This is a genomic window from Microbacterium sp. cf046 (assembly GCF_900114345.1).
GTDB lineage: Bacteria > Actinomycetota > Actinomycetes > Actinomycetales > Microbacteriaceae > Microbacterium.
Genome location: NZ_FOZJ01000003.1, coordinates 213,375 through 239,651 on the forward strand (window position 1 = coordinate 213,375; position 26,277 = coordinate 239,651).

Below are 26,277 nucleotides of genomic sequence, written 5' to 3' on the forward strand. Positions count from 1 at the left end.
CGGCCGCGTCAGCGGACGAACCGCACCTCGGTGAGCGTCTCGCCGAGGAAGGGCTCGGTGTGCGAGGCGCCGTCGAGCTCGAAGCCGTTGCGGACGTAGAAGCGGTGCGCACGGGGGTTGTCCTCGGCGACCCAGAGGTAGACCTGCTCCTGCCCGTCGATCACCGCGTCGAACAGCCGCTGGCCGATGCCGGTGCCGTGGAACGCGTCGAGCAGGTAGATGAAATACAGCTCGCGGAATCGCGGCGCATCCTTGTCGCGCGCCGGGCCGGAGCCGGCGAATCCGACGATCTCACCGTCGGCGAGCGCCGCGAACATCTTGAACTCGGGACCCTGCACGGCCCAGTGGGTCCACAGTTCGGCCATGCGCCTCGGGGAGATCTTCTCGAGCGCTGCCTTGCTGATCAGGTGGTCGTAGGTCTCGTGCCAGCAGGTCGCGTGCACGCGGCCGAGGGCTTCGGCGTCGACGTCCCTGACCGGACGGACGACGATGTCGGTCTGCAGTTCGGCTTCCATGGGGTGACTCTACGCTCGGCTCTGCGGGGAGGGAAATCGACGCCCGGCCTTGACTTCACGCGCAGATACCGGCCCGATGCCGACCATCGGCTCTGTCGGAGTTCCACAACGGAATCGCCGGATGACACACGCATGGCTACGATCGCTCCTCATGAACGTGATCTGGCGAACCCTCCTGACGATCTGGCGCGCGAAGCTGCAGCTGCGCCGCAACGGGACGCTCGAGCCCACCGCGATCGGTCGCGTGCGGGTGCGCACCCTTCCCACCGACATCGATCTGCTCGGGCACATGAACAACGGCCGCTACGGGTCCCTCTTCGACCTCGGACGGTTCGATCTGCTGATCCGCACCGGCATCTGGGACGTCTTCCAGAAGCAGGGCTGGTACGCGGTCGTCGCGAACGAGACGATCACCTTCCGCAAGTCGCTGGAGCTGTGGCAGCGCTTCACGGTCGAGTCCCGCCTGCTCGGCCACGACGACAAGTCGGCGTATCTGATGCACCGCGCGGTCGTCGACGGCGAGGTCTACGCCGAGATGATCGTGCGGGCGCGGTTCCTGCGCCGATCCGGCGGGCTCGTGCCGCATGAGGAGCTCTTCCAGGCGCTGCACCGACCGGACAACCTGCCTGAGCTCGCGCCCTGGGTGACCGAATGGGCCGCCGCGTCGGCTCTTCCGTCGACGAGGGTGCCGGCGCCGAGCGTCTGGATGTGACCGATAGCGTGGACGGGTGATCGCCGTCCTGCGGGTTGCCGGGCAGCTCCTGTGGAGACACTGGCCCGCCCTCCTCGCGCTGTACCTCGCTGGGACTCTGGGGCGCTATATCGCGCTCGAGGCGGCGGGCTTCGTAGGCGCGTACAGCGCGATCGGCGGAGCGCTGCTGTTCCCCCTCGCGATCCTGTCCCGCCTGGTGGCGCTCGTCGCGATGCTGCTCGTGCTCCGCGGTGGGATGGTTCAGCTGGGTGTGATCGCACCCGTCCCCGCGGAGCGCTCCGAGCGGCGCCGTGCGTTCGTCGATGCCCTGCTTGCGGGCATCCTGCCCTTCGTCGCGTTCTACGCGGCATGGGGCTACCTGCGCGAGGACGCCGCGGCGTACTTCAGCCGCGTGCTCGAGGTGAACACCGGACTGATCGCCGACGAGATCCTCGGCGGCGCGGAGCGGGCAGGTGACGGCGCGGCAGGCGAGCTCGCCTTCGGGCCGGTGACCGTCGCGATCATGGTCGCGGCCTTCGCCGGAAGATGGCTCTGGAAGCGGTATCGCAGCCGCCTGCCGAAGGGGCTCGCCGCGGTGGCGGTGTACCTCGAGGTGCTCTGGGTCTATCTGTCCGTGACGCTCATCGCGGACGCGCTGAACGCCGTCGCCGCCTGGGCGCAGTCGCGTCAGGCCATGGTGTGGCTCGGCGATGTGCGGGAGTGGGTGAGTGCTCAGCTCGCGCCGGTGGCGGTGGTGTGGGACGCCGTCGAATGGCTGCTCGGCGAAGTGGGCGGCATCGTGCTGCTCCCGATCGCCTGGCTCACGATCGCGGGCGTCATCTACGGTCAGGCCGTGGCGCCCCAGTCAGCCCGACTCGGCGGCGTGGCCATCGCACGAGCGCAGGCCCGCTACAACACCCTGCCTTCGCGGCTGCGGGCACGGCTGCGCGACGTCTGGTCGGATCTGGTCGCTCGATTCCAGCCGATCGGCCGCGCGCTGCTGCTGATGTGGCGGGCAGGACCGGTGCTCGTGGGGTCGTACATCCTGCTGTTCACGGTCGTCCTGGCCCTGGATGCCGGACTCGAGGTCGGCGTGACGCGGATCGTCGGCCCCGAAGAGCTCGGCTCGTTCTGGATGGTGAACGCCCCGCTGGTGTTCCTGGCGGTGCCTCTGGTGATCGAACCGCTGCGAGTCGTGCTGGTGGCGAGCGCCTATGACGCCGTGATCGGCAGGCTCACCCCTGCGGTGGCGCCGGTCGATGCGGTCACAGGGGTTCCCGCCACCTGATCGCGGCTCAGGGCTCGACCCTCAGCCGGACGTAGCCGGGCAGCGACTCGGCAGTGGACACCTCGATCGCGAACGGCCCGGCGGCGTCGTCCGGCACGATGTAGACGAGCGTCAGCGAGTACCGGATCGGCAGCTCCGAGTCGCACGAGGTCATGCGGGTCGAGTCGAAGTCACGGTCGAGCTCGTACGACGCCTCGTCCCATTGTCGAAAGGCTCCGGTCGTCTCGCGCAGCAGCGGCGAGAGGCAGCTGATCGGCTCGGCGCCGGGGGTGACGAGGACGGTGGCGCTGACCACTCTTGTCCCCGCCGGTGCAGCGGAGTCGTCGGTGAACTCCGCCTTCGCCGGCCCGAGGCGTGCACCACCGTACGTGACTGCGTCGCCGGGTTGCACCAGGATCGGCTTGGTCGGGTGGCCGAGGTCCCACTCCGACCACTCGTTCACCGCGATGACACCCACTGTGGCGGGCAGCAGCACGGCGATGGCCACGAGCGCCACAGCATTGCGCCGCCACCAGCCACGGCTCATCGTTCGCTCCATCCGGTCGGCCGCAGCTCGGCATCCGCGTCGATGTCGATGTCGTCCAGATCGATGTCGAGCACGATGATCGAATCCAACCGGGGATCGGTGTCGAGGCCGAAGGTGAGTACGCCGTGGCCTCCCTGCACATCGGCGGGCAGTTCGAACGCGACACTGCCCGACCGCGGGATGCCGACCGCGAGCGACGCGCGGAGGAGCGATTCCGGCCGCTCGCTCGCGCCGAAGGTGCGGCCGTCGATCTCGAGCGTCGCGAGCGTGAGGAGCGTTCCGAACTCCGAGACCACGGCCTCCGCATCGAGGTCGACGACGACCCAATTGCCCTCGGCCGCCCACTCTCCCGCGCGTACCTCCTGTGCGCGGCGGATGTCCGACACCGTGATGGCGACGTTGCGGCCCGTGCCGCGCTCGCCGATCTCGACTGCGACCGGGAACGGCAGCTCGGATGCTTCCTCGGGTGGCGTGATCACCGCGACGCCCCAGGCCGCGGTGACCAGTGCCGCGCCGATCGCCCAGCTCGCCCACCGCGTCATCGGCCGGCTCCGAGGTCTTCCACCGCGACGGTCACCGTCGCAGCGGCGACCGGATCCGTCCACCACTGTCCGTCTGCGACGAACGAACCGGTGTACAGGGTCATGTCGTTGAGGGTGATCTGCAGCTCCTGCGCGTCCTCGAACACATCGGCGTCCACCGCCCACGCGAGCACGAGCCGTGCCGGAACGCCCGGCTGCAGCCACGGGCTGAGCGTCGCATCGTCATATCGGGCGACCGAGTCGGGCGACTCCGCCAGCCCGTCGATCGCCAGGGATTCGGTGAGACTGCTGTTCGGGTAGGCGGGCAGCGGCTCGGTCCACCTGTTCTCGACGTCGATCAGCACGGCCAGCACGCGCTGCCCGTCGTCGACTGAGACGCCGGCATCCGCGAACTCGTCCATGAGCACGGCTCGCTCGATCGTCATCGCAAGCTGCTCGTTGCGGTGCTCCTCGCCCGGATCGAGCGCGGTGACCTCAGGAGCGGCGGCCGTCGCCAGCCCGCCGAATGCCGCGGTCGCCGCCAGGAAGAGGCCGGTGGCGATCGCGGCGAACCACTTCGTGGGCACGCGATCGGATGCCGCCCTCAGCCATCCGAACCGACGTCGTGCGCCGCGCCCCCCGTCTGCGCCCGCCGTCGTCACTCCTTCACCCTACGTGCGCGTAGCCCACCTGGTCCTCGCGCGCAAGGCGTTGCCTGAGCGGTCACCGTGCTGTTGCCTCGTCAGGTGTGATCGCCCGTCCCCTGGGGCGATCCGACTAGCGAAGGAGTGAGCTCGTGGACACACCCACACTCATCTGGATCATCATCGGCATCATCGTGGTCGCGATCATCATCGTGGTCGCGGTGATGGTGTCACGCCGCAACTCGGCGAAGCGGCTCGAGGCGCAGCACGCCAAGGCGGAGAGCCTGCGCGAGGACGCGCACCGCTCCGAGATGGCCGCCCGCGAGCGCGAGGCGGAGGCTGCGCAGGCACGCGCCGACTCGGCCACGGCCGCGGCGGAAGCCGAGCAGGCCAAGGCCCGTGCGGCGCAGGCGAGCATCGAGTCCGAGCGTGTGGCGGCCACGATCGACGACCACCAGGCGGATGCCGAGAAGCTGCGCGCCGAGCAGGCCGACAAGCTCCGCAAGGCGGACGAGATCGATCCTGCCGTCACCACGAACGCGGCCGGCGGTCGCGTGGTGGGCGAGGACCGGGCCGCTCCGGCCGGCTACACCCCGGCGCCGGGAGCGCGCGAGCGCACCGATCCGGCCGACGACCGGCGGATCGTGCGCGAGAACCCCGACGCCGTCGCGGCCGAGCGCGACGCGGAGCGTGCAGACCGCGAGGCCGCGGCGGCCGACCGCGATGCCGTGCGCGCCGACTCCGATGTGATCCGCGACGAGAACGGCAACATCCGCTCGGAGGTGCGACCGACGGACCGCGCCTGAGCGATCACCGACGGCGCCTCGCGATCAGTTCGCGGGGCGCCGTCGGTGCGTGTCCGAGCGCGCTGCGAACGCATCGCTGAGCGCACCGCGGACCGCGCGGATGCCGGTCCGTGACATCGACGAGCGCCGGGCAGCCGTGAAGATCTCGCGCACCGGATCGCCGGGGAGATCCCGCAGGCGCACCGGCGGGTCGAGGTCCGCCCACACGAGGTCCGGCAGGACGCCCACTGCCCGTCCGGCGGCGATCAATCGCACCTGCGCGGTGAGGTCGGCGATCTCGAACCTGATGTCGGGCTCGAAGCCGGCGGCCCTGCACTGCTGGACCGCCCACTGACGAGCCGCCGTACCGGCCGGCTCCATCACCCACGCGCGATCGCGCAGGCTCGCGAGATCGACCGCGGCGTCATCCGGCGGCAGGGCGAGCCGGATCGGATCGCTCCCGAGCGTCTCGCGCTCCAGTCCGGCGCGGTGCGCACGCGTGTGCCCCGGATACTGTTCGGCGATCACGAGATCGAACCCCCGCGCAGACAGCTCGAACAGCCCCTCCTCGGGGGGAACCTCGGCGATCTCCACGCGAAGCCCCGGCTCGCGCTCCGCGAGCAGCGTGAGCGCGCTCGGCAGGATCGCCTGCGCCGCGGTCTGCAGGACGGCCACGCGCACAGGTGCGATTCCCGGTTGCAGCGATTCGAGCTCCCCGCGGATCTGCTCTTCGAGCTCGAGGGCCCGGGCAGCGTGGGCGGCCAGGGCGACACCGTGCTCGGTGAGCCGTACCCGCCTGCCGTCGGGGATCAGCAGCGGAACTCCGGCGTCCTTCTCCAGCTGCGCGAGCTGCTGCGAGATGGTCGACGGGCTGTAGGAGAGCGCCTCCGCGACGGCCGCGAGCGTCCCGCGCAGGGCGAGCTCGTGCAGCAGCCGGAGGCGCCGCAGCTCGAACATCGGCTTCCTCTCCCGTGACGGCATCCATTCATCGATGGATTCGAATGGTATCGATCATAGATGGTCGCTTTTCCTGAACGATCGAATGGCGCATGCTGGAGGCATGCCGTCGACACCGATGCCTCCCACCGCGCCCACCGACACCCTCGCCGACCAGGCGATCGAGCTCGCCAGGCGCTGGGTGACCGAGAGCGCCGACGTCGACGTCGATGCCTCCGCGGCCCGACTGGCCGGCGTGCTGAAGGACCCGAGCGGACTGCCCTTCACGATCGGCTTCGTCGACGGTGTGATGCGCCCCGAGAGCCTGTCCGCCGCGGCATCCAACCTGAGTCGCGTCGCCCCGCTCGTGCCGAAGTTCCTGCCGTGGTACCTGCGCAGCGCCGTTCAGCTCGGCGGCGCCGTCGCGCCCGTGCTGCCGTCGCCCGTCGTGCCGATCGCGCGGCGCGTGCTGCGCGAGATGGTCGGACATCTCGTCGTCGATGCGCGTCCCGAGAAGCTCGGCCCGGCGATCGCGAAGATCCGCGAGAACGGCGCGCGGCTGAACCTGAATCTGCTGGGCGAGGCCGTGCTCGGCGAGCAGGAGGCACTGCGCCGGCTCGACGGCATCCATGAGCTGATCCGGCGTCCGGACGTCGACTACGTCTCGGTCAAGGTGTCCGCGATCGCGAGCCACATCTCGATGTGGGCGTTCGACGATGTCGTCGACAAGGTGGTCGGACGGCTGATGCCGCTCTACCTGACCGCCGCCGGGGATCGGACGTTCATCAACCTCGACATGGAGGAGTATCGCGATCTCGACCTGACCATCGCGGTCTTCACGCGAATCCTCGAGGATCCCCGGCTCCAGGAGCTGGAAGCAGGGATCGTGCTGCAGGCGTACCTGCCCGACGCGCTGCCCGCGCTCGGGCAGCTCACGCAGTGGGCGCTCGCCCGGGTGGAGGCAGGCGGAGCGCCCATCAAGGTCCGGCTCGTCAAGGGCGCGAACCTCGCGATGGAGCGGGTGGATGCCGTGATGAATGACTGGTCGCTCGCGACGTACGGCAGCAAGCTCGACTCGGATGCGAACTATCTCCGCTGCCTGGACTTCGCGCTCCAGCCGGAGCACGCCGCGGCTGTGCGGATCGGCGTCGCCGGCCACAACCTGTTCGACATCGCATACGCCTGGCTGCTGGCCGGCGAGCGCGGTGTGCGTGACGCCGTCGAGTTCGAGATGCTGCTCGGGATGGCGCAGGGCCAGGTCGAGGCGGTGACCCGCGAGGTCGGGCACGTCCTGCTCTACGTCCCGGTGGTGCGACCCGACGAGTTCGACGTCGCGATCAGCTACCTGGTGCGCCGTCTCGAGGAGAATGCGTCCAGCGAGAACTTCCTCTCCGCTGCCTTCGAGCTCGCCGACGAGCCTGCGATGTTCGATCGCGAGCGCGACCGGTTCCTCGCGTCGATCGAGCGTGCGAAGGATGCCGCGCTGCGCACCGGACCGAACCGTGGGCAGGACCGCACCCAGCCTCAGGCGGAGCCCGGACCGCGCTCGACTCGCCGGCTGGTGCGCGGCGGCGCCGACGAGGACGCTGCCGACGCCGGCCTGACGCAGGCCGTGCTGGGGATCGCCCGCACCGCGGCGGCGGGCGACGCCGCCGGGGACACCGCGCCCCTGGAGCCCCTCGGCGCGGAGATGGTGTTCGGGGGCGACGCCTTCGTCGAGACCGCCGTGTTCGCATCCCGTGAAGCCGACGAACGCGCCCTCGGCGCGCCGGGCTTCCGCAACGCCGCCGACACCGACCCGTCGCTTCCCGCGAACCGGGAGTGGAGCCGCGGCATCCTGGACCGCATCGACGTGTCGACGGCCGGCGACGCGACGATCGCCGCCGCTCGCGTCACCGACCCGGAGGCCCTCGAGGCCACGGTCGCCCGAGTGCGGGACGCCGCAGAAGCCTGGGGCGCGCTGCCCGCGAGCGAGCGCGCCGCCGTGCTGCAGGCCGCGGCCCGCGCCCTCGAGGCGCGTCGCGGAGAGCTCATCGAGGTCGCGGCATCGGAGACCGGCAAGGTCTTCGCCGAAGCAGATGTCGAGGTGAGCGAGGCTGTCGACTTCGCGAACTACTACGCATCCACCGCACGGGAGCTCGACCGGGTCAGCGGAGCGGTGTTCGTCCCCTCGCGGCTCACGGTCGTCACCCCGCCGTGGAACTTCCCGGTCGCGATTGCGGCCGGGGGAGTCCTGGCCGCGCTGGCCGCGGGCTCGGGCGTGGTGTTCAAGCCTGCACCGCAGGCCCGGCGCTGCGCGGCCGTGCTCGCAGAGGCGCTGTGGGAGGCCGGCGTTCCGCGCGACGTGCTCGCGCTCGTCGACATCGACGAGGGGTCCCTGGGCCAGCGCCTCGTCTCGCACCCCGACGTCGACCGGGTGATCCTGACCGGATCGTGGGAGACGGCCGCGCTGTTCCGCTCCTGGCGACCCGAGCTGCCGCTGCTCGCGGAGACGAGCGGCAAGAACGCGATGATCGTGATGCCGTCCGCCGATCTCGATCTGGCCGCCTCCGACCTCGTCAAGAGCGCGTTCGGGCACGCCGGCCAGAAGTGCTCGGCGGCGTCGCTGGCGATCCTGGTCGGACCGGTCGGGCGATCCAAGCGCTTCGCGCGCCAGCTCGTAGATGCCGCCACCTCGCTCCGGGTCGGCCCGCCGAGCGATCCGACGGCCGAGGTGGGACCCGTGATCGAGCCGCCGCAGGGCAAGCTCGCCTGGGCGCTGACGACCCTCGACGACGGCGAGCAGTGGCTCGTCGAACCGGCTGTCCACCAGGCACTGGGCACCGAAGCGCATCCCGAGTACGCGGGGCGGCTGTGGAGTCCCGGCATCCGCATCGGGGTCCAGCCGGGCTCGCGCTTCCACCGCGAGGAGTTCTTCGGCCCGGTCCTCGGCGTGATGCACGCCCACTCCCTCGCACACGCGATCGAGCTGCAGAACGCAGTGGCCTACGGTCTCACCGCTGGTCTGTACACGCAGAACCCCGACGACCTCGCAGTCTGGCTCGACGGCGTGGAGGCCGGCAATCTGTATGTCAACCGCGGGATCACCGGAGCGATCGTGCAGCGGCAGCCGTTCGGCGGCTGGAAGCGGTCTTCGGTCGGCGCCGGCACGAAGGCGGGCGGGCCGAACTACCTCGTCGGGCTGGGCTCGTGGCGCTCGACGAGTGGCGCGGCGGCCTCGGCGACACTGCACCTGCGCGGCCTCGACTCACGCATCAGCGGGGTCATCGAGGCCGCCCAGCCGTCGCTGGACTACGACGCGTTCGAGTGGCTGCGCCGCAGCGCCCTCTCCGACGCGCTCTCCTGGGATCGCGAGTTCGGGCAGGTGCGCGATGTCTCGCACCTCGGCGTGGAGCGAAACCTGTTCCGCTACCGCCCGGTCTCGGTCGCGATCCGCGCGACCGCCGACGCCTCGTGGCAGGCGCTCCTGCGCGCCGTGGTCGCCGGCATCCGCTCCGGGTCGGACTTCACCGTCAGCGCGCCGGTGGGTCTTCCTGCCGCGGTGCGCCGATCGCTCAGCGACCAGGGTGTCGCGGTGTTCGTGGAGACCGAGCAGGAGTGGCTCGAGCGGATGACCGCGGCCGATGCCGATTCTCCGGCACGTCCGCCCCGGGCCCGACTGGTCGGGCCTCCGGAGTCCGTCGCGGCGCTTCACCGCGCCCTGTCAGCGGCGGTCGGAGGCGACCCCGACCTCGCGATCTACGCGAACGAGGTGACCACCGCCGGGAGACTCGAACTGCTGCCGTTCCTGCATGAGCAGTCGATCACGATCACCGCGCACCGCTTCGGCAACCCCGATGCGTGGAGCGAGTCGGTGATCTGACTCACTGACATCAGCATCCGGTGACTTGCGGCATTCGGCCGGTGACGCACTCGCGTAGGCGGCCGAATGGCGCAAGTCGACGGCGATCAGACCGAGCCAACGTAAAGAATATTTGACATTGGAGTGCGCCGCGGATACGGTCGAGGTGTCAAACATTCTAGACATCGGAGCGGGGCAATGGTCTACGAGGAGCGCAACACCTGGGTCGGGCTGATCGTCAGTGCGATCGGCATGGTGGTCTACGTCGTGGTCGTGCTGAATCAGGCGGGCGGCGGGCCGCTCACCGACGTGGTCTGGTGGCCGATCATGCTGTGGGTCATCCTCGGGAGCATCGTGGCCTCGATCGTGCTCAGCATCGTGTGGGGGATCCTCGCCGGGATGCGAGACCCTGACGGCGTCGGAAAGTCGGACATCCGGGATCGCGACATCGCCCGCCTGGGCAGCCGGGTGGGCCAGGCGTTCATGGTGATCGCCGGCCTCGGGGTGCTCGTGCTGTGCGCGTTCGAGGCCGACTGGTTCTGGATCGCGAACACCATGTTCTTCGGCTTCTTCCTGACGGCCTTCCTCGGCGGCATCGCCAGCGTCATCGCGTACCGCCGCGGGATGATCTGATGGTCAAGCCCACGAAGGTCACGAACTCGATCCGCGCGCTGCGCGAGAGCGCCGGGCTGACGCAGGTCGAGCTCGCCAAGCGCATCGGCGTGACCAGGCAGACGCTGATCGCGATCGAGCAGGGCAGGTACTCGCCGACGCTCGAGCTCGCGTTCCAGATCGCCGGGGTCTTCGGCGTGGGGCTGGACGATGTCTTCCAATACCCGCAGGGGGAGTCATGACGGATTGCGTCGCGCCTGCGGTTCCGCCCGTGATCGAGCGCATCTTCCCGCTCGCCGAGGCCCGCGATGCGCTCGCGCACGTCGAGGCGGGCGACACCGTGGGAAGGGTCGTCGTCGCGGTCGCCTGAGCTAGGGCTGAACGAGCACCCCTGCCGTGTCGGCTGCTTTCGTGGCGCGGATCAGCTCGTCGTCCGCGGCGTTGTCGGCGGCCTCCTGCAGCGCCGACTTGGCCCGCAGCGGCGGGGTCTTGAAGAACAGGGACAGCACGAAGGCGACGAGCACGACCCACATCGCGACCCAGTAGACCAGCACGGCCGACGCGTTGAACGCCACCAGGATCGGCTTGGTCAGTCGCGGGTCGGCGCCGGTCAGGAACGACGTGTCATCCAGAGCGCCGCTGTCCATCGACGAGGTGCCGTCGCCCGAGGCGAACTGCTCCTCGATCGCCGGCACCACGGTCGCGACGTAGGACGCGCGCGCGGCGGGGTCGGAGAAGTCCAGCGTGACCGTCCCGTCGGCCGCGATCTGCGCCACAGGGATCTCCTGCTCGATCTGGGTCGCCGCAGCCGCCTGCGCCTCGGCGACGGCCGCGGTGGTCGCCGCTTCCTGCGCGCTTGCGGGGATCTCGCCGGCCGCCACCTTGTCGGCGACCGCCTGGGTGGCGGCATCCGCTGCCTGGGTGAGGCCGTCTTCGATCTGAGTCGTCGTCGCGGCGGTGAGCTGCGTGACGATCGGGTCGTAGATCTGATCCATGATCTCGGCGTTCTCCGGCGCGCCGGCGACAGCGGGGTCCAGCGCGGCGTCGAGCGCGCTCGTGAGCGTCTCCTCATCGGCGAACGAGGTCTGCACGTTGGACGGCAGCACCGTGAACATGAGCGACAGCAGCACCGCAGTGCCGAGCGTGCCGCCGATCTGCCGGAAGAACGTCGATGAGCTGGTGGCGACACCCATGTCGCGGATGCCGACGGAGTTCTGGCTCGCGATCGTGAGGGTCTGCATGAGCTGGCCGAGACCGAGGCCGATCAGCAGCATCGCGCCGGCGATGAACCAGAACGACCGGTCGTACTGCAGGAAGGTGAGCCAGAAGAACCCCAGCGTCAGGAACGCGGTGCCGAGGATCGGGAACATCCGATACCGGCCGGTGCGCGCGATGATCTGCCCGCTTCCGATCGACGCGATCATGAGCCCGAGGATCATCGGCAGCATCTGGAAGCCGCTCTCGGTCGGCGTCGAGCCGAGGACGAGCTGCAGGTAGAGCGGCAGCGTGAGCATCGCCCCGAACATCCCGAATCCGACGAACACCCCGATCACGGTCGCCATCGAGAAGGTCGACGAGCGGAACAGCTTGAGCGGGATCAGGGCGTCGTCCTTCATGAGCGTCTCGGCGATGATGAAGCCGATGACGCCGAGCGCGCCGATCACGTAGCAGCCGATCGCGAGCGGCGAGCCCCAGCCCCACTCGCGGCCGAGCTCGGCGACGAGCAGCAGCGGGACGAGCGCGACCACGACGAGCGATGCGCCCCACCAGTCGATGCGCACCGAATGTCCGGGATGGCGCGGGATGTGCAGGAACTTCAGGACGATGCCGAGCGCGATCAGTCCGATCGGCACGTTGATGAGGAACACCCAGCGCCACCCGGCGATCCCGAGGATCGTGTCGGCGCCCGCGAACAGGCCGCCCACGAGCGGTCCGATGACGCTGGAGACCCCGAACACGGCGAGGAAGTACCCCTGATACTTCGCGCGCTCGCGCGGGGCGAGGATGTCGCCCATGATCGCGAGCGGCATCGACATCAGGCCGCCGGCGCCGAGGCCCTGGATGGCGCGGAACGCCGCGAGCTGGATCATCGAGGTCGAGAAGCTCGCGAGGATGGAGCCGATCATGAACACGACGATCGCGAAGATGAACAGCGGTCGCCGGCCGAAGATGTCGGAGAGCTTGCCGTAGATGGGCGTGGAGATCGTCGAGACGATCAGGTACGCGGTGGTCACCCACGCCTGCTGGCTCAGGCCGTGCAAGTCGTCGCCGATCGTGCGGATGGCGGTGCCGACCACGGTCTGATCGAGCGCCGAGAGGAACATGCCGGCCATCAGGCCGAAGATCACGAACATGATCATGCGGTGCGTCATGACGGGCTCGGGCGCCTGCGTGCGGATCCGGCCTGTTGCCGTGGCTGCGTCTGACATCGGAACCTCGACAAAGAAGGAGTGGAGCGCGGCGCGACCGACGGTTGTTGTCGCAGGTCAACTACGTTAGCGCGGAAGTGCCTGTGCGAGAATGGATGCGGCGTGCCCGAGTCGCCGGCTTCCGAAGCCCCGCCGGGCCCCTAGGACAGCGTCCGCCGCCCCTCTCCACAGGAGCACACCATGACGCAGAACACCGCGCCGGCCCCCGAAGCCACCAGCCTGCCGACCCGCAAGGCCCACCACCGCCGCTACCTGATGTGCCGTCCCGAGCACTTCACGGTCAGCTACACGATCAACCCGTGGATGGTGCCGGCGAACCCGACCGACACCGCCGTCGCGGTGCGCCAGTGGCAGGAGCTGCACGACACGTACCTCGCGCTGGGCCATGAGATCGAGCTCATCGACCCGGTCGAGGGTCTGCCCGACATGGTCTACACCGCCAACGGCGGCTTCCTGATCGACGGCATCGCGTACGGACCGAAGTTCCGCTTCCAGGAGCGCGCCGGCGAAGCGGGGCCGTTCATCGACTGGTTCCGCGCGGCGGGATTCGACACCCGCGAGCCCGTCGAGGTCAACGAGGGCGAGGGCGACTTCCTGCTCGTCGGCGACGTGATCCTGGCCGGCACCGGCTTCCGCTCCACGGGCGACAGCCATCGTGAGATCGGCGAGGTCTTCGGCCGCGAGGTCATCTCGCTGACGCTGACCGACCCGCGCTTCTACCACCTCGACACCGCGCTCGCGGTGCTCGATCCGGTCCAGGGCGTCGAGAACGGCGGACCCGAGCGGGCCAACATCGCCTACCTCCCGTCCGCCTTCGACGAGCGCAGCCAGGCGATCCTCGCCGAGCGCTTCCCCGACGCGATCCACGTCTCCGATGAGGACGGATCGGTCTTCGGGCTGAACTCCGCGAGCGACGGCTACAACGTGATCATCTCGCCGCGGGCGAAGGGCTTCGAGCAGCAGCTGCGCGAGCGCGGGTACAACCCGATCCTGGTCGACCTGTCCGAGCTGCTCCTCGGCGGCGGCGGCATCAAGTGCTGCACGCTCGAGCTGCGCGGAGCCTGATCGTGACCGCCCCGCAGGTGCTGGACGCGAGCACGTCGGCGATCATCGCCGCCGAAGCGGAGCACGTCGCGCACAACTACCACCCGCTGCCCGTCGTGATCGCCCGGGGCGAGGGCGCATGGGTGACCGACGTCGAGGGCAAGCGGTATCTCGACCTGCTCGCCGCGTACTCCGCCCTGAACTTCGGCCACGGGCATCCCGCGATCCTGGCCGCGGCGCAGGAGCAGCTGGGGCGGCTGACGCTCACCAGCCGGGCGTACCACAACGACCAGCTGGGCGTCTTCGCCGCGGCGCTGGCCGAGCTGTGCGGCAAGGACGTCGTGCTGCCGATGAACACCGGCGCCGAGGCGGTCGAGACCGGCATCAAGGTGGCCAGGGCGTGGGGCTACCGCGTCAAGGGCATCACGCCCGATCGCGCGACGGTGATCGTCGCGGGCGGCAACTTCCACGGACGCACGACCACGATCGTCGGCTTCAGCGACGATCCGCAGGCGCGCGACGACTTCGGCCCCTACGCGCCCGGATTCGTGACGGTGCCGTTCGGGGATGCCGCGGCCATCGAAGCCGCGATCGACGAGAACACCGCAGCCGTGCTCATCGAGCCGATCCAGGGCGAGGCGGGCGTGGTCATCCCGGCCGACGGGTACCTGCGGGCCGTGCGCGAGATCACCGAACGCCACAATGTGCTGTTCATCGCCGATGAGATCCAGTCCGGCCTCGGCCGGGTCGGCGAGACGTTCGCCTGCGACCGCGAAGGCGTGGTGCCGGACGTCTATCTGCTCGGCAAGGCGCTCGGCGGCGGCATCCTGCCCGTGTCGGCCGTCGTCGCGAACCGTGACGTGCTCGGTGTGATCCGCCCAGGCGAGCACGGCTCGACCTTCGGCGGCAACCCCCTGGCCGCCGCGGTCGGAACGCGTGTCGTCGAGATGCTCTCGACCGGGGAGTTCCAGCGTCGGGCGGCAGCGCTCGGCGAGCACCTCGAGGCGAAGCTCGTGGAGTTCATCGGGCACGGCGTCACCGCGGTGCGCATCGCCGGCCTGTGGGCGGGCGTGGACATCGATCCCGCGAAGGGCACGGGCCGCGAGATCGCCGAGAGGCTCCTGGGTCGCGGCGTGCTCGTCAAGGACACGCATGGGCAGACGATCCGCATCGCGCCGCCGCTCGTGATCCGCGCGACCGAGCTGGACTGGGCCGTCGAGCAGCTCAAGCTCGTCCTCTCGGACTGACCCTCTTCGTCGCGAACCCACACCTCCACGGCGAACCCATGCGCTCGCGTGCGCCGGAGCACATGGCTTCGCGAGGAATGCGTGGGTTCGCGAGGGCGTGAAGGTTCGGAGTCCGGTCAGGCGAAGACGGTGATGAAGCGCTCGTGCCAGCCGGTCGCGCCATCGGGGTCGGTGCGCGAGACCTCCTGGGTCTGAACCTCGCCAGTGCGACTGGTCGCGCGGCACCGGATCAGGTGGTCGCCCTCGGTCGCCGTCCATGCGAGGCTCCACTGCACCCAGGTGTCGTCCGAGATCGAGGTCGCGAGGGTCGCCTGCTGCCACTCGCCCTCGTCGAGCTGCACCTCCACGCCCGCGACGCCGACGTGCTGCTGCCATGCGACGCCCGCTATCACCGTCTCGCCGGCCTTGAGTCCCTGCTGCCGGCGCGGAACGTCGATGCGCGACTGCAGCTTGATCGGACCCCGTTCGGACCACCCGCGCGTCGTCCAGTAGGCGGTCGCCTTGTCGAACCGCGTCACCTCGAGCTCGGTGACCCACTTGGTCGCCGACACGTACCCGTACAGTCCCGGGACCACCATCCGCACCGGGAAGCCGTGCTCGGCCGGCAGCGGTTCGCCGTTCATGCCGACCGCGAGGATGGCGTTGCGATCGTCGGTGAGCGCCTCGATCGGCGAACTGGCCGTGAACCCGTCGATCGACCGGGAGAGGACCATGTCGGCGTCCGCTGTCGGCGCCGCACGGGCGAGCAGCTCGCGGATCGGATAGCCCAGCCACAGCGCGTTGCCGATCAGGTCGCCGCCCACGTTGTTCGAGACGCAGGTCAGCGTCGTCACACTCTCCTCCAGCGGGAGTGCGAGCAGTTCGTCCCACGTGATCGTCACCTCATTCGCGACCATGCCGTGGATGCGCAGGCTCCAGTCAGCCGGAGTGACCTGGGGGACGATGAGCGCCGTGTCGATCCGGTAGAACGACGCGTTCGGCGTGATCACCGTGGCGAGTCCCGGGATGTCGAGCTCCGCGGTCGCGGGCACCGCGGCGGCCGCGACGGCAGGCGTCGGCAGCTTCAGCGCATCGCGCACCACGGTCACGGCCTGGCTCCCGGCGCGAGCGAGCGTGGAGCCGAGCGCCGCGAGCAGGCCGACCGCGGCGGTCCCCGCCGTCCAGACCAGGAACGTCCGGCGCTGGATCGCCTGCGACTGCACCTGCACCTGCGGAGGATCGGATGCCGCTGCCTCGGCATCCGCAGCCTGGCCGGCCCCCACGGCGACGGGCACGAGCGCGGCGGGGGCCGCCGAGACCGGTGCGCGACCGGGCATCCTCGCCATCAGCAGCCCCAGGGCGACGGCGCCCATCACGCCCGCGACGACCGAGGGGACCCAGTCGAGCATCCCCGCATTCGCACGGGTCATCGCCGCGAGGACGCCGACACCGCCGAACGCGATCATGATCGCGAGGCCGAGGGGCGGCCACTTCAGCTCCGCCAGGCCGGCCAGTGCGGCGATGCCGACCAGCACGATCCCGATTCCGATGAGGAGGGCGATCTTGTCGTTGGTGCCGAACAGCTGGATCGCGATCTCTTTCGCCCACGGGGGTGCGAAGTCGATCAGGGCCGAGCCGATGACCGCGAACGGGCTCGCTCCGGGGGCGATGAACGCGGCGGTGAGCTCGCCGAGTCCGGCGCCGAGGACGGCCGCGGCCACACCGGCCCCTGCCGCCGCGAACCGCTGACCCCTCGTCGTGCTCGCCACGGGTCGAGCCTACGTCCGTCGGAGGAGGCGTGGGCTGGAAGACGTGACGAATCGCGGGCCGGCGCCCGGTGGATGCCGAAACATGCGGGCAACACACCCCGGACTAGAGTCGTCGCATGGGTGATCTCTTCGACGGCTACGGCTCCACGCTGGCGCCTCGCAAGACCGCGTCCGGCATCCCCGCGTTCGACGAGATGTTCGGAGTTCCGTCGCATCCGGGTGATCCGGCGGAGTCCCGCGAGGCGTATCGCGAGCTGTATCAGGCCCTTGCGCAGATGACCCAGGAGGAGCTCCGCGGCCGCACCGAGTCGCTCGCCAGCTCGTATCTCGCTCAGGGTGTCACGTTCGATTTCGCGGGCGAGGAACGGCCGTTTCCGCTGGATGCCGTCCCCCGGGTGATCACGTTCGACGAGTGGTCGCGGGTGGAATCGGGCGTCAAGCAGCGTGTTCGCGCGCTCGAGGCCTTCCTGGACGATGCGTATGGCCGCCAGCACTGCGTGCGGGACGGCGTGCTCCCTGCCGGGCTGATCGCGTCGTCGCAGTACTTCTACCGCCAGGCGGCGGGCATCCACAGCGCGAACGGCGTCCGCATCCAGGTGTCGGGGATCGACCTGATCCGCGATGAGAACGGCGAGATGCGCGTGCTCGAGGACAACGTGCGGGTGCCGTCGGGCGTCAGCTACGTGATCTCCAACCGTCGCGTGATGGCCCAGACCCTCCCCGAGCTGTTCGTCTCGATGCGCGTGCGCCCGGTCGGCGACTATCCGAACAAGCTCCTCGCGGCCCTGCGGGCGTCCGCGCCGGCGGGAATCGAGGATCCGAACGTCGTGGTGCTGACCCCGGGCGTCTACAACTCCGCGTACTTCGAGCACACGCTGCTCGCGCGCCTCATGGGCGTCGAGCTCGTCGAGGGCCGCGACCTGCTGTGCGTCGGGGGCAAGGTCTTCATGCGCACCACGCGCGGACCCAAGCGGGTCGACGTGATCTATCGCCGCGTGGACGACGAGTTCCTGGATCCGCTCCAGTTCCGCGCGGACTCGATGCTGGGGGCGCCCGGTCTCATGCTCGCGGCGCGGCTGGGCAACGTCACGATCGCGAATGCGGTCGGCAACGGCGTTGCCGACGACAAGCTGCTGTACACCTACGTGCCCGACCTCATCCGCTACTACCTCGCGGAGGAGCCCATCCTCAAGAACGTCGACACCTGGCGGCTCGAGGACCCGGGCGCGCTCGAAGAGGTGCTCGACCGGCTGGACGAGCTCGTGGTGAAGCCGGTCGACGGCTCGGGCGGCAAGGGCCTGGTCGTGGGTCCGGATGCCTCGCCCGCCGAACTCGACCAGCTCAAGGAACGGCTGCTGGCAGACCCGCGAGGATGGATCGCCCAGCCCGTCGTGATGCTCTCCACGATCCCCACCCTCGTCGAGGACGGGATGCGGCCGCGGCACGCCGACCTGCGCCCCTTCGCGGTGAACGACGGCGAGGACGTCTGGGTGCTGCCCGGCGGACTCACCCGTGTGGCGCTGCCCGAGGGGCAGCTCGTGGTCAACTCCAGTCAGGGTGGCGGGTCGAAGGACACCTGGATCGTCGGCGGATCCGCCCCGTCGCACGTCGAGTACGGGCAGGGCAGCGGCCTGGCCGGCCTCGTCGCCGATCAGGCAGCGACGATCACGGCCGCGATCCCGATCATCTACGACGGCCAGCCTGCTCCGACGCACTCACCGCAGGACCGCCCGAGGACGCGGAACGAGCAGCAGGAGCAGCAACAGCAGCAGGCTGCGGACGTTTCGTCTCCTCGCGGCCGGTTGTCGGGGAGCGCCGAAGGCGCGTATCGAGACACGACCACCGCGAGTGCGGTCGTTGAGCGAGCGAAGCGAGACGAAACGTCGGTGCCGAACGCGAACGGCGACCCGACATGCTGAGCCGCATCGCCGAGAGCCTGTTCTGGATCGGACGCTACATCGAGCGCAGCGACGGAACCGCCCGCATCCTCGATGTCCACCTCCAGCTGCTCCTCGAGGACCCCTGGATCGACGAGGACACCGCCTGCCGGTCACTCCTGCTCGTGATGGGATCGATCCCCCCGGCGCCGGGAGAGATCGTCCGCCGCGAGGATGTGCTGGCCAGGCTCGCGGTCGACCGCACGAATCCGGCATCCATCGCCTACGCCCTCACCGCGGCTCGCGAGAACGCCCGCCGCGCGCGCGAGATCGTCTCGACCGAGCTGTGGGAGACGCTGAACACGACGAGTGCGCGGATGCCGCGACGCCTGCAGACCGACAAGGTGCACGAGTTCTTCAAGTGGGTGCGAGAGCGCTCTGCGCTCGCTGTCGGCACGGTGGACTCGTCCACGAGCAGGGACGAGGCGTGGCAGTTCTTCACCCTCGGTCGCAGCATCGAACGCGCCGACATGACCGCGCGGCTCCTGGCGACCCGGTCGCTGACGGAGGCATCAGGGCCGTCGTGGACGACGATCCTGCGGTCGTGCGGCGCGTACGAGGCGTACCTGCGCACGTACCGCGGGATGCCGAGCGCTCGAAATGCGGCTGAGTTCCTGCTGCTGGACCGGCTCTTCCCCCGGTCGATCATCTACTCGATCCAGACCGCCGAGGCCTGCATGAGCGCGATCGACCCTCGTGCTGACCGTGTCGGCCACTCCAACACCGTGCTGCGCGCGCTCGGGCAGATCCGAAACGACCTCGAGTACCGTCCGATCGGCGAGATCCTCGGGGAGCTGCCGCAGCACATGCAGGCCGTGCAGAAGGTCACGCGAGAGGCATCCGAGGCGATCAAGGCGCGCTTCTTCCCGACGCAGGCCGAGCCGAGCTGGATCGGAGAGATCTCGTGATGGTCCGACAGGCTCACCGATCGGGGAGGCGGCACGCATGAAGCGACTGCGCATCGAGCACCAGACCGGCTTCTCGTACCAGGGCGACGTGTCAGCGTCGTACAACGAGGCCCGGATGCTGCCGAGCTCCACTGACAGTCAGTTCGTCCTCAGCTCGGCGCTGGACATCGACCCGTCGACCTCGGTCAATCAGTACGTGGACTACTTCGGCACCCGAGTCGCCGCGTTCGACGTGCTCTCGCCGCACGCGTCGCTCACGATCTCGGCCCGGTCGCTGGTGGAGGTGCGCCCGCGCCCGATGGCGCACACGGACATGAACTGGGATCAGCTGAGCACCGAGGTGGCTCGCTCGATCGAGACCGTGGAGCAGCTGGGGAACAGCGCGCGCACCCGCCCGCACCCCGAGGTCGCCGAGATCGCGCGTGCGATCGCCTCGCAGCACGATCAGCCGGGCGTCGCGGCGCACGAGATCTCGATGGCGATCGGAAACGCCGTGGAGTACATGCACGGCATCACCGGCGTGCATTCGACGGCGGCCGAGGCCTGGGAGGCGCGCAAGGGCGTGTGCCAGGACATCGCGCACATCACCCTCGGCGCGCTCCGCGAGGTCGGCATCCCGGCCCGGTACGTGTCGGGCTATTTCCACCCGCGATCGGATGCCGATGTCGGCGTGCCGGTGACGGGCGAGTCGCACGCGTGGGTGGAGTGGTTCGCGGGGGAGTGGCAGGGCTTCGACCCCACGAACAACATCGACATCGGCGACCGCCACGTCCTTGTCGGCCGTGGACGCGACTACAACGACGTGCCGCCGCTGCGGGGTGTGTACGCCGGGCCGTTCAAGTCGCAGCTGCACGTGAAGGTGACGATCACACGCGAAGCGTGAGAACGTCGGCGGTTCCCGTGTCTCGACACGCTCGCTGACGCTCGCTACTCGACAACCGGGCGCGCAGCGCCGTATCGAGGGACGATCACGAGAGAGGCGTGAGCCCCACCCATCCGAATCGCCGCGGGCACCGAACAACTGTCGGAACCACCGCATCCCGGTGATCCGCGGCGCGCCTGGGCATCGCGGATCGCCGGGAGGCGTCCCCCTCAAGCGCGTGGGGGGCGGCAGACCAGCACGGTGCCAGAGCCCGAGATCGTGAGCGCGCCTGCTGCGTGCGGGATCGCGAGGGTGCCGCCGCGCGCGACGTGGGCCGAGCCGCCGGCGCTCTTGAGCTTCAGCTCGCCGTCTTCCACGACAACGATCGCGAAACCCGGCTCGATGACCACCTTCCGGTCGACCACGTGGCGTTCCAGTCGGAAGAACGGCTCGGAGTCGGCGGGCAGGACGCTCTGACCCTCGCTCGGCGGCCGGACCCAGCGGTCGATGTCATCGGGGGATCGCCCCTGCGTCGTCACCGCCTGCAGGGCGAGGTCGAACCCCAGCCCGAGGTGCCCGTCGAGGCTGCCGTCGATCGCGAACCCGTGCCATTCGAGCAGGATCGAGAGGTCCTCGGGCTGCTGCAGCTCGAGCAGGAACACACCCTTGCCGACGGCGTGCAGCTCACCGGGTGGCACGTAGACGACATCGCCGGCTTCGACCTCGCGCTCGTGCAGCAGCCCGAGCAGCGCAGTGGTGTCCTGCCACGAAACGAGTTCGGCGAGAGTGTGCGGGTCGACATCGTGCCGCAGGCCGAGATGGATCGTGCCGCCGTCGAGGATGTACCACGCCTCGGCCTTCCCGAACGGGCGGTGCAGGTGCGCGGAGCTGAACGCGTCGTCAGGGTGCGCGTGCACCGGCAGGCGCTGTCCGGCATCGAGCAGCTTGACCAGCAGCATGGTCGACGGACCGTAGCGGGCGACGTGCGCGTCGCCCAGCCAGGTGACCGGGTCGGCCGCGATCGCGTCGGCGACGAGGCGTCCGTCGCGGAGTCGGCTCAGTCCGAGCCGGGTTTCCCCGGCCAGTGTCGTGGTCGAGCCGACCCAGTCCTCAGGGCGGAAGTCGGGGCCCTTGGCGGTGCCGCGAAAGCGATCGATCCTCACGCCGCCGCGGTAGAAGCGCTCCGGCGGCTGATTCGCATCCAGCTGTTCGAGCCCCATTGGCACACCCTACTTCCCGTGAAACCCGCAGGCGTGGAACGTCTGGACGGAGGTTCGCGGGAACGTGCGCCGTGCTCAGGCGCGCGGCTCGAATCGCCGGGGCGAGTGCGTGCGGGCGACCAGATCGCGGAGCGCCTCGAGCGACCCCGTCACGGATCCGAGCGCGCGTGCCTGGATCAGCACGTTGCCGAGCGCAGTCGCCTCGACCGGGCCGGCGAGGACCGGCAGACCCGCGCGGTCGGCTGTCCGCTGGCACAGCAGCTCGTTCAGCGATCCTCCACCCACGATGTGGATGGTGCGCACGTCGACTCCGCCGATGCGGCCCGCCTCATGCGCGGCATCCGCGAACGCCTGCGCGAGAGATTCCACGATGCTGCGTGCATACTCGGCGCGCGTGCGCGGCGGAGCGATGCCGTGCTCGGCGCACCACGCGTCGATGCGACTCGGCATGTCGCCGGGCGGCAGGAAGCGGGGGTCGTTGACGTCGAAGACCGGCACCGGCGTGCGCACCTCTTCCGCCGAGTCCAGAAGGGTCGGCAGGTCGATCGGATGCCCCGCGCGCTCCCACGCGCGCACGGCCTCGCTGAGCACCCAGAGGCCCATGATGTTGTGCAGCAGCCGGACGCGTCCGTCCACGCCGCCTTCGTTCGTGAAGTTCGCCGCGAGCGCTTCGGCGCTGAGCACCGGGCGCTCGACCTCGACCCCCACGAGCCCCCACGTGCCGCACGAGATGTACGCCGCGGCATCCGGTCGCATCGGCACGGCGACGACCGCCGATGCGGTGTCGTGGGAGCCGACCGCCGTCACGCCGACCTCGGTGCCCGCTCCGATCGACCCCGCGACTGCGGGCAGCAGCGCGCCGAGGCGCTCACCGGGTGCGATCAGCAGGGGCAGGATGCCCCGCGGCAGCCCGAGCGTGGCGATGAGTTCTTCGTCCCAGCCTCCGCCGGGGCGCAGCAGCCCGGTCGTGGACGCGTTGGTCTGCTCGGCGCGTGCCTGGCCGGTCAGCCAGTACCCGAACAGATCGGGGATCAGGAGAGCGGTGTCGGCGAACGCGAGCAGCTCGCTCGGCTCGGCCGCGTACTGGTAGAGCGTGTTGAACGGAAGGAACTGCAGACCGTTCCTCGCGTAGAGGTCCGCGTGCGGCATCCGCTCGTGCACGATCTCGACGCCGCGCTCGGTGCGGGCATCCCGGTAGTGGAACGGGTTGCCGATGAGGCGCCCCTCGTGCAGCAGGCCGTAGTCGACCGCCCAGGAGTCCACGCCGATGCTGCGAATGCCCGGTTCCACCCGGAAGGCCTCGCGAAGCCCGTTCACGGCGGCGCCGTACAGCCCGAGGATGTTCCAGTGCAGGCCGTCCGAGGTCTGGACCGGATCGTTCGGGAAGCGCGCGACCGCGGTCGCCTCGAGCGTGTCCGGGCCGACGTGGCCGATCATGACGCGCCCGCTCGTGGCGCCGAGGTCGACGGCGGCGACCGCAGCGGTGCTCATCGGGCGGGCCGTGTCATCGCAGGAACGCGGCGGCGACGCCGGAGTCGACCGGGATGTGCAGGCCGGTGGTGCGGGTCAATTCCGGGCCGGTGAGGACGTAGACGGCATCCGCGACGTTCTCGGGCACGACCTCGCGCTTGAGGATGGTGCGCTGCGCGTAGAACTTGCCGAGGTCCTGCTCGTCCACGCCGTAGGTCGCGGCGCGGTTCGCGCCCCAGCCGGAGGCGAAGATGCCGGAGCCGCGGACGACGCCGTCGGGGTTGATGCCGTTGACGCGGACGCCGTACTCGCCGAGCTCGACGGCGAGCAGGCGGACCTGGTGGGCCTGGTCGGCCTTCGTGGCGGAGTAGGCGATGTTGTTCGGACCGGCGAAGACCGAGTTCTTCGAGGAGATGTAGATGACGTCGCCGCCCATTCCCTGGTCGATGAGCGCCTTGGCTGCGGCCTTGGAGACCAGGAACGAGCCCTTCGCCATCACGTCGTGCTGCAGATCCCAGTCCTTCTCGGTGGTCTCCAGCAGCGGCTTGCTCAGTGACAGGCCGGCGTTGTTCACGACGAGGTCGATGCCGCCGAACGCGAGCACGGTCGCGTCGATCGCCGCCTGCACGCCTTCTGCATCGGCGACGTTCGCCGCCACGCCGATCGCGACGTCGGTGCCGCCGAGCTCGGCGGCGGCCGCCTGTGCCTTCTCCAGATCGAGGTCGGCAACGACGACGCACGCGCCTTCTGCGGCGAGTCGCGTCGCGATCGCCTTGCCGATGCCGGATGCCGCGCCGGTGACGAACGCGATGCGGCCCTGGTGCGTCTTCGGCTTCGGCATCCGCTGGAGCTTGGCCTCTTCGAGGGCCCAGTACTCGATGCGGAACTTCTCGGCATCCGAGATCGGGGTGTAGGTCGAGAGCGACTCCGCGCCGCGCATCACGTTGATCGCGTTGAGGTAGAACTCACCGGCCACCCGGGCGGTCTGCTTGTTCGCGCCGAAGCTGAACATGCCGACGCCGGGCACCAGGACGATGAGCGGGTCCGCGCCGCGGATCGCGGGAGACTCAGGCGTCGCGTGCTTCTCGTAGTACGCGGTGTAGTCGGCGCGGTAGGCCTCGTGCAGCTCCTTCAGGCGGGCGAGCTGCTTCTCCACGGGTGCGTCGGACGGGAGGTCGAGCAGCATCGGCTTGACCTTGGTGCGCAGGAAGTGATCGGGGCAGCTGGTGCCCAGCGCGGCGAGCTTGGGGGCCTTCGCAGAGGCGAGGAACTCGAGCACCCGCTCATCGTCGGTGAAGTGGCCGACCATGGGCTTGTCGTGCGAGGCGAGTCCGCGGATCGTGGGGGCCAGCGCAGCCGCCTTGGCGCGACGCTCGTCCTCGGGCAGCGCGACGAACTTCTTGCGCTCCTTGCCGAAGGGCTCCTTCTTTCCGTTCGCGTCGATGTACGCCTGTGCGGTCTCGATGATCCACAGCGAGTTCGCCTCGGCCTCGTCGGAGGTGTCCCCCCACGCGGTGATGCCGTGGCCGCCGAGGATGCAGCCGATGGCGTCGGGACTCTTCGCCTTGATCGCGGCGATGTCCAGTCCGAGCTGGAACCCGGGGCGGCGCCACGGCACCCACACGACCTTCGACCCGAAGATCTTCTTCGTGAGCTTGGCTCCGTCCTTCGACGTGGCGATCGCGATCCCGGAATCGGGGTGCAGATGGTCCACGTGCGCGGCATCCACGAGCCCGTGCATCGCCGTGTCGATGGACGGCGCAGCGCCGCCCTTGCCGTGCAGGCAGTAGTCGAAGGCCGCGACCATCTCGTCCTCGCGGTCCAGGCCCGGGTAGACGTCGACCAGCGCGCGCATGCGGTCCAGGCGCAGCACCGCCAGGCCCGACTCGGTCAGCGTGCCCAGGTCGCCGCCCGAGCCCTTCACCCACAGCAGCTCGACCGGCTGCCCGGTCACCGGGTCGGTCTCGGTGCCCTTCGCCGAGGTGTTGCCCCCGGCGTAGTTCGTGTTCCTCGGGTCGGCCCCGAGACGATTGGAGCGCGCGATCAGATCGGCGGCAGCGGGATTGGTCATCAGAGTGATCCTTCGGTGGGGAGGTTCGGGGCGTGAGCCGACGCATCGGCGTTTGAATCCACAGCTTCGGGTGCGCCGGACATCTTGAGTCGGGCGGCGATGCGTGGGTTCGAGTCAGGAGGGAGCGCCGCGATCCTGGCGGCGATGCGATCGAGGGATGCCGCACAGGCGGGCTCTTCGGGACGATTCAGGTGCCCGTGCCGTGTGCCGGGCTCGGTGACCGCGACGATGTCTCGCCCGGCTGCGGCGAGGGTGCGGGCGAAGTGCTCGCCCGAGACGCGGAGTTCGTCGGCATCCCCGTTGATCATGAGGGTCGGTGGGAAGAGCGCGAGGTCGGCGGCGGTCGCGAGTCCCGGGATCGCGGGGAGCGGGGCGTCGTCGACGGGACCGCCGAGGTAGTTCTCGTACATCCCGCGCACGGCGTCGGGTCCGAAGGTGTCCGCCTCCGGGTCTGCGTCCAGCGCGGCGCGGAGTGCAGCATCCGGTTCCGGCTGCACGGCCAGGAGGGTGGGATAGGCGAGGACGATCAGCGCAGGGGTCAGGCCGCCGTCGGCGAGCATGCGCAGGGCTGCCCCTGCCGCGAGGTTGGCCCCCGCGCTCGCGCCTCCGAGCGCCCACGGGCCGGGCGAGAGCTCCGAGTCGAGGGCCCACCGGAACGCGCCGATCACTTCGTCCGAGGCCGCCGGGTAGTGCACGCCGTCTTTGGCCGGTACGCCGAGCGACTCGGCCCACTCGGGCGGCGTGGGCGCCAGCGCGTAGTCGACCGACACCACGGTGACGCCACGCGCTGCGAGCGCGCGTGCGACCCCGTCGGCTTCCGGCATGTCGAGGTCGCCGCCGGCGAAGCCGCCGCCGTGCGCCCACACGAGACCCGCGCCGTTCGGGATCATGCCCGGAGGAGTCGTCGGCGGGTACACCCGCACGAGTCCGCCGGCCGCTGCATACGGTTCGGTCATCTCGGATCCTTCCTCGGTTCGGCTGT

The 26,277-nt window shown here is 70.0% G+C and carries 23 protein-coding genes; 12 read left to right on the forward strand and 11 right to left on the reverse strand.

What is annotated here, in order from left to right:
* Positions 1-8: 8 nt before the first annotated feature.
* Entirely contained in the window at positions 9-515 is a 507-nt protein-coding gene (locus BM349_RS13515; RefSeq protein WP_091707452.1) for a GNAT family N-acetyltransferase, read from the reverse strand.
* Between the two features lie 151 nt (positions 516-666).
* Here BM349_RS13515 and BM349_RS13520 point away from each other — a divergent pair, with 151 nt between their 5' ends.
* Both BM349_RS13520 and BM349_RS13525 read left to right on the forward strand, forming a co-directional pair.
* Complete coding sequence (locus BM349_RS13520; RefSeq protein ID WP_091707453.1) at positions 667-1,227, forward strand: acyl-CoA thioesterase; 561 nt, start codon at positions 667-669, stop codon at positions 1,225-1,227.
* A gap of 16 nt (positions 1,228-1,243) precedes the next feature.
* The gene (locus tag BM349_RS13525) at positions 1,244-2,494 is read left to right on the forward strand and encodes a hypothetical protein (RefSeq protein ID WP_091707454.1); all 1,251 of its coding nucleotides are present in this window, start codon (positions 1,244-1,246) and stop codon (positions 2,492-2,494) included.
* Between the two features lie 7 nt (positions 2,495-2,501).
* On the opposite strand, the gene BM349_RS13530 is transcribed toward BM349_RS13525, so the two are convergent.
* Genes BM349_RS13530 through BM349_RS13540 form a run of 3 tightly spaced genes read right to left on the reverse strand, consistent with a single transcriptional unit; the run spans position 2,502 to position 4,203 of the window.
* Positions 2,502-3,020: a hypothetical protein gene (locus tag BM349_RS13530; protein ID WP_139230929.1), complete on the reverse strand. Its 519-nt coding sequence runs from the start codon at positions 3,018-3,020 to the stop codon at positions 2,502-2,504.
* Complete coding sequence (locus BM349_RS13535) at positions 3,017-3,562, reverse strand: hypothetical protein (RefSeq protein WP_091707456.1); 546 nt, start codon at positions 3,560-3,562, stop codon at positions 3,017-3,019. The genes BM349_RS13530 and BM349_RS13535 overlap by 4 nt, the downstream gene beginning before the upstream one ends.
* Positions 3,559-4,203, reverse strand: coding sequence for a hypothetical protein (locus BM349_RS13540; RefSeq protein ID WP_091707457.1), 645 nt, complete (start codon positions 4,201-4,203; stop codon positions 3,559-3,561). Before BM349_RS13540 ends, BM349_RS13535 begins: the two co-directional genes overlap by 4 nt.
* A 134-nt stretch (positions 4,204-4,337) precedes the next feature.
* Here BM349_RS13540 and BM349_RS13545 point away from each other — a divergent pair, with 134 nt between their 5' ends.
* Entirely contained in the window at positions 4,338-4,991 is a 654-nt protein-coding gene (locus BM349_RS13545; protein WP_091707458.1) for a hypothetical protein, read from the forward strand.
* Positions 4,992-5,015: 24 nt separating this feature from the next.
* On the opposite strand, the gene BM349_RS13550 is transcribed toward BM349_RS13545, so the two are convergent.
* Positions 5,016-5,927, reverse strand: a complete 912-nt coding sequence (locus tag BM349_RS13550; RefSeq protein WP_091707459.1) for a LysR family transcriptional regulator — start codon at positions 5,925-5,927, stop codon at positions 5,016-5,018.
* Positions 5,928-6,030: 103 nt separating this feature from the next.
* Between BM349_RS13550 and BM349_RS13555 the strand changes: the two genes are divergently transcribed.
* The 4 genes from BM349_RS13555 (at position 6,031) to BM349_RS18580 (ending at position 10,729) form a co-directional block, all read left to right on the forward strand.
* Positions 6,031-9,768 (forward strand): proline dehydrogenase family protein, encoded by a 3,738-nt coding sequence (locus BM349_RS13555; RefSeq protein ID WP_091707460.1) that lies wholly within the window; start codon positions 6,031-6,033, stop codon positions 9,766-9,768.
* 177 nt (positions 9,769-9,945) lie between these two features.
* A complete protein-coding gene (locus BM349_RS13560; protein WP_091707461.1) occupies positions 9,946-10,380 on the forward strand; it encodes a hypothetical protein in 435 nt (144 codons plus the stop codon).
* Entirely contained in the window at positions 10,380-10,601 is a 222-nt protein-coding gene (locus BM349_RS13565) for a helix-turn-helix transcriptional regulator (RefSeq protein WP_091707462.1), read from the forward strand. Before BM349_RS13560 ends, BM349_RS13565 begins: the two co-directional genes overlap by 1 nt.
* Complete coding sequence (locus BM349_RS18580; RefSeq protein ID WP_139230930.1) at positions 10,598-10,729, forward strand: zinc-binding dehydrogenase; 132 nt, start codon at positions 10,598-10,600, stop codon at positions 10,727-10,729. Before BM349_RS13565 ends, BM349_RS18580 begins: the two co-directional genes overlap by 4 nt.
* Position 10,730: 1 nt before the next feature.
* Here BM349_RS18580 and BM349_RS13570 read toward each other — a convergent pair whose 3' ends face one another.
* Positions 10,731-12,788, reverse strand: coding sequence for an MDR family MFS transporter (locus BM349_RS13570; RefSeq protein ID WP_254773906.1), 2,058 nt, complete (start codon positions 12,786-12,788; stop codon positions 10,731-10,733).
* Between the two features lie 180 nt (positions 12,789-12,968).
* Between BM349_RS13570 and ddaH the strand changes: the two genes are divergently transcribed.
* Positions 12,969-13,853 (forward strand): dimethylargininase, encoded by an 885-nt coding sequence (gene ddaH, locus BM349_RS13575; RefSeq protein WP_091707463.1) that lies wholly within the window; start codon positions 12,969-12,971, stop codon positions 13,851-13,853.
* 2 nt (positions 13,854-13,855) lie between these two features.
* Entirely contained in the window at positions 13,856-15,079 is a 1,224-nt protein-coding gene (rocD, locus tag BM349_RS13580; protein WP_091709295.1) for an ornithine--oxo-acid transaminase, read from the forward strand.
* Between the two features lie 116 nt (positions 15,080-15,195).
* Here rocD and BM349_RS13585 read toward each other — a convergent pair whose 3' ends face one another.
* Positions 15,196-16,827 (reverse strand): molybdopterin-dependent oxidoreductase, encoded by a 1,632-nt coding sequence (locus tag BM349_RS13585; RefSeq protein ID WP_091707464.1) that lies wholly within the window; start codon positions 16,825-16,827, stop codon positions 15,196-15,198.
* A 116-nt stretch (positions 16,828-16,943) separates the two neighbouring features.
* On the opposite strand from BM349_RS13585, the gene BM349_RS13590 reads away from it, so the two are divergent.
* From BM349_RS13590 to BM349_RS13600, 3 genes are read left to right on the forward strand one after another with little or no spacing between them, the layout of a single operon-like run.
* On the forward strand, positions 16,944-18,746 hold the full coding sequence (locus tag BM349_RS13590; RefSeq protein ID WP_254773907.1) for a circularly permuted type 2 ATP-grasp protein: 1,803 nt from the start codon (positions 16,944-16,946) through the stop codon (positions 18,744-18,746).
* Entirely contained in the window at positions 18,740-19,672 is a 933-nt protein-coding gene (locus BM349_RS13595) for an alpha-E domain-containing protein (protein WP_091707465.1), read from the forward strand. The genes BM349_RS13590 and BM349_RS13595 overlap by 7 nt, the downstream gene beginning before the upstream one ends.
* A 37-nt stretch (positions 19,673-19,709) precedes the next feature.
* On the forward strand, positions 19,710-20,555 hold the full coding sequence (locus BM349_RS13600) for a transglutaminase family protein (protein ID WP_091707466.1): 846 nt from the start codon (positions 19,710-19,712) through the stop codon (positions 20,553-20,555).
* Between the two features lie 209 nt (positions 20,556-20,764).
* Here BM349_RS13600 and BM349_RS13605 read toward each other — a convergent pair whose 3' ends face one another.
* From BM349_RS13605 to BM349_RS13620, 4 genes are all read right to left on the reverse strand, one after another.
* Complete coding sequence (locus BM349_RS13605) at positions 20,765-21,754, reverse strand: class I mannose-6-phosphate isomerase (protein ID WP_091707467.1); 990 nt, start codon at positions 21,752-21,754, stop codon at positions 20,765-20,767.
* A 75-nt stretch (positions 21,755-21,829) separates the two neighbouring features.
* Positions 21,830-23,245 (reverse strand): rhamnulokinase, encoded by a 1,416-nt coding sequence (locus BM349_RS13610; RefSeq protein ID WP_091707468.1) that lies wholly within the window; start codon positions 23,243-23,245, stop codon positions 21,830-21,832.
* 13 nt (positions 23,246-23,258) lie between these two features.
* Positions 23,259-25,295: a bifunctional aldolase/short-chain dehydrogenase gene (locus tag BM349_RS13615; protein WP_091707469.1), complete on the reverse strand. Its 2,037-nt coding sequence runs from the start codon at positions 25,293-25,295 to the stop codon at positions 23,259-23,261.
* Complete coding sequence (locus BM349_RS13620; RefSeq protein ID WP_091707470.1) at positions 25,295-26,251, reverse strand: alpha/beta hydrolase fold domain-containing protein; 957 nt, start codon at positions 26,249-26,251, stop codon at positions 25,295-25,297. The genes BM349_RS13615 and BM349_RS13620 overlap by 1 nt, the downstream gene beginning before the upstream one ends.
* Positions 26,252-26,277: the final 26 nt, after the last annotated feature.

What these genes read in the sequence shown, in the direction of transcription:
- BM349_RS13515 (WP_091707452.1), bottom strand. Translation starts at nt 515, where the DNA reads ATGGAAGCCGAACTGCAGACCGACATCGTCGTCCGTCCGGTCAGGGAC.
- BM349_RS13520 (WP_091707453.1), top strand. Translation starts at nt 667, where the DNA reads ATGAACGTGATCTGGCGAACCCTCCTGACGATCTGGCGCGCGAAGCTG.
- BM349_RS13530 (WP_139230929.1), bottom strand. Translation starts at nt 3,020, where the DNA reads ATGAGCCGTGGCTGGTGGCGGCGCAATGCTGTGGCGCTCGTGGCCATC.
- BM349_RS13535 (WP_091707456.1), bottom strand. Translation starts at nt 3,562, where the DNA reads ATGACGCGGTGGGCGAGCTGGGCGATCGGCGCGGCACTGGTCACCGCG.
- BM349_RS13550 (WP_091707459.1), bottom strand. Translation starts at nt 5,927, where the DNA reads ATGTTCGAGCTGCGGCGCCTCCGGCTGCTGCACGAGCTCGCCCTGCGC.
- BM349_RS13555 (WP_091707460.1), top strand. Translation starts at nt 6,031, where the DNA reads ATGCCGTCGACACCGATGCCTCCCACCGCGCCCACCGACACCCTCGCC.
- BM349_RS13560 (WP_091707461.1), top strand. Translation starts at nt 9,946, where the DNA reads ATGGTCTACGAGGAGCGCAACACCTGGGTCGGGCTGATCGTCAGTGCG.
- BM349_RS13565 (WP_091707462.1), top strand. Translation starts at nt 10,380, where the DNA reads ATGGTCAAGCCCACGAAGGTCACGAACTCGATCCGCGCGCTGCGCGAG.
- BM349_RS18580 (WP_139230930.1), top strand. Translation starts at nt 10,598, where the DNA reads ATGACGGATTGCGTCGCGCCTGCGGTTCCGCCCGTGATCGAGCGCATC.
- BM349_RS13570 (WP_254773906.1), bottom strand. Translation starts at nt 12,788, where the DNA reads ATGTCAGACGCAGCCACGGCAACAGGCCGGATCCGCACGCAGGCGCCC.
- ddaH (WP_091707463.1), top strand. Translation starts at nt 12,969, where the DNA reads ATGACGCAGAACACCGCGCCGGCCCCCGAAGCCACCAGCCTGCCGACC.
- BM349_RS13590 (WP_254773907.1), top strand. Translation starts at nt 16,944, where the DNA reads ATGGGTGATCTCTTCGACGGCTACGGCTCCACGCTGGCGCCTCGCAAG.
- BM349_RS13595 (WP_091707465.1), top strand. Translation starts at nt 18,740, where the DNA reads ATGCTGAGCCGCATCGCCGAGAGCCTGTTCTGGATCGGACGCTACATC.
- BM349_RS13600 (WP_091707466.1), top strand. Translation starts at nt 19,710, where the DNA reads ATGAAGCGACTGCGCATCGAGCACCAGACCGGCTTCTCGTACCAGGGC.
- BM349_RS13605 (WP_091707467.1), bottom strand. Translation starts at nt 21,754, where the DNA reads ATGGGGCTCGAACAGCTGGATGCGAATCAGCCGCCGGAGCGCTTCTAC.
- BM349_RS13610 (WP_091707468.1), bottom strand. Translation starts at nt 23,245, where the DNA reads ATGAGCACCGCTGCGGTCGCCGCCGTCGACCTCGGCGCCACGAGCGGG.
- BM349_RS13615 (WP_091707469.1), bottom strand. Translation starts at nt 25,295, where the DNA reads ATGACCAATCCCGCTGCCGCCGATCTGATCGCGCGCTCCAATCGTCTC.
- BM349_RS13620 (WP_091707470.1), bottom strand. Translation starts at nt 26,251, where the DNA reads ATGACCGAACCGTATGCAGCGGCCGGCGGACTCGTGCGGGTGTACCCG.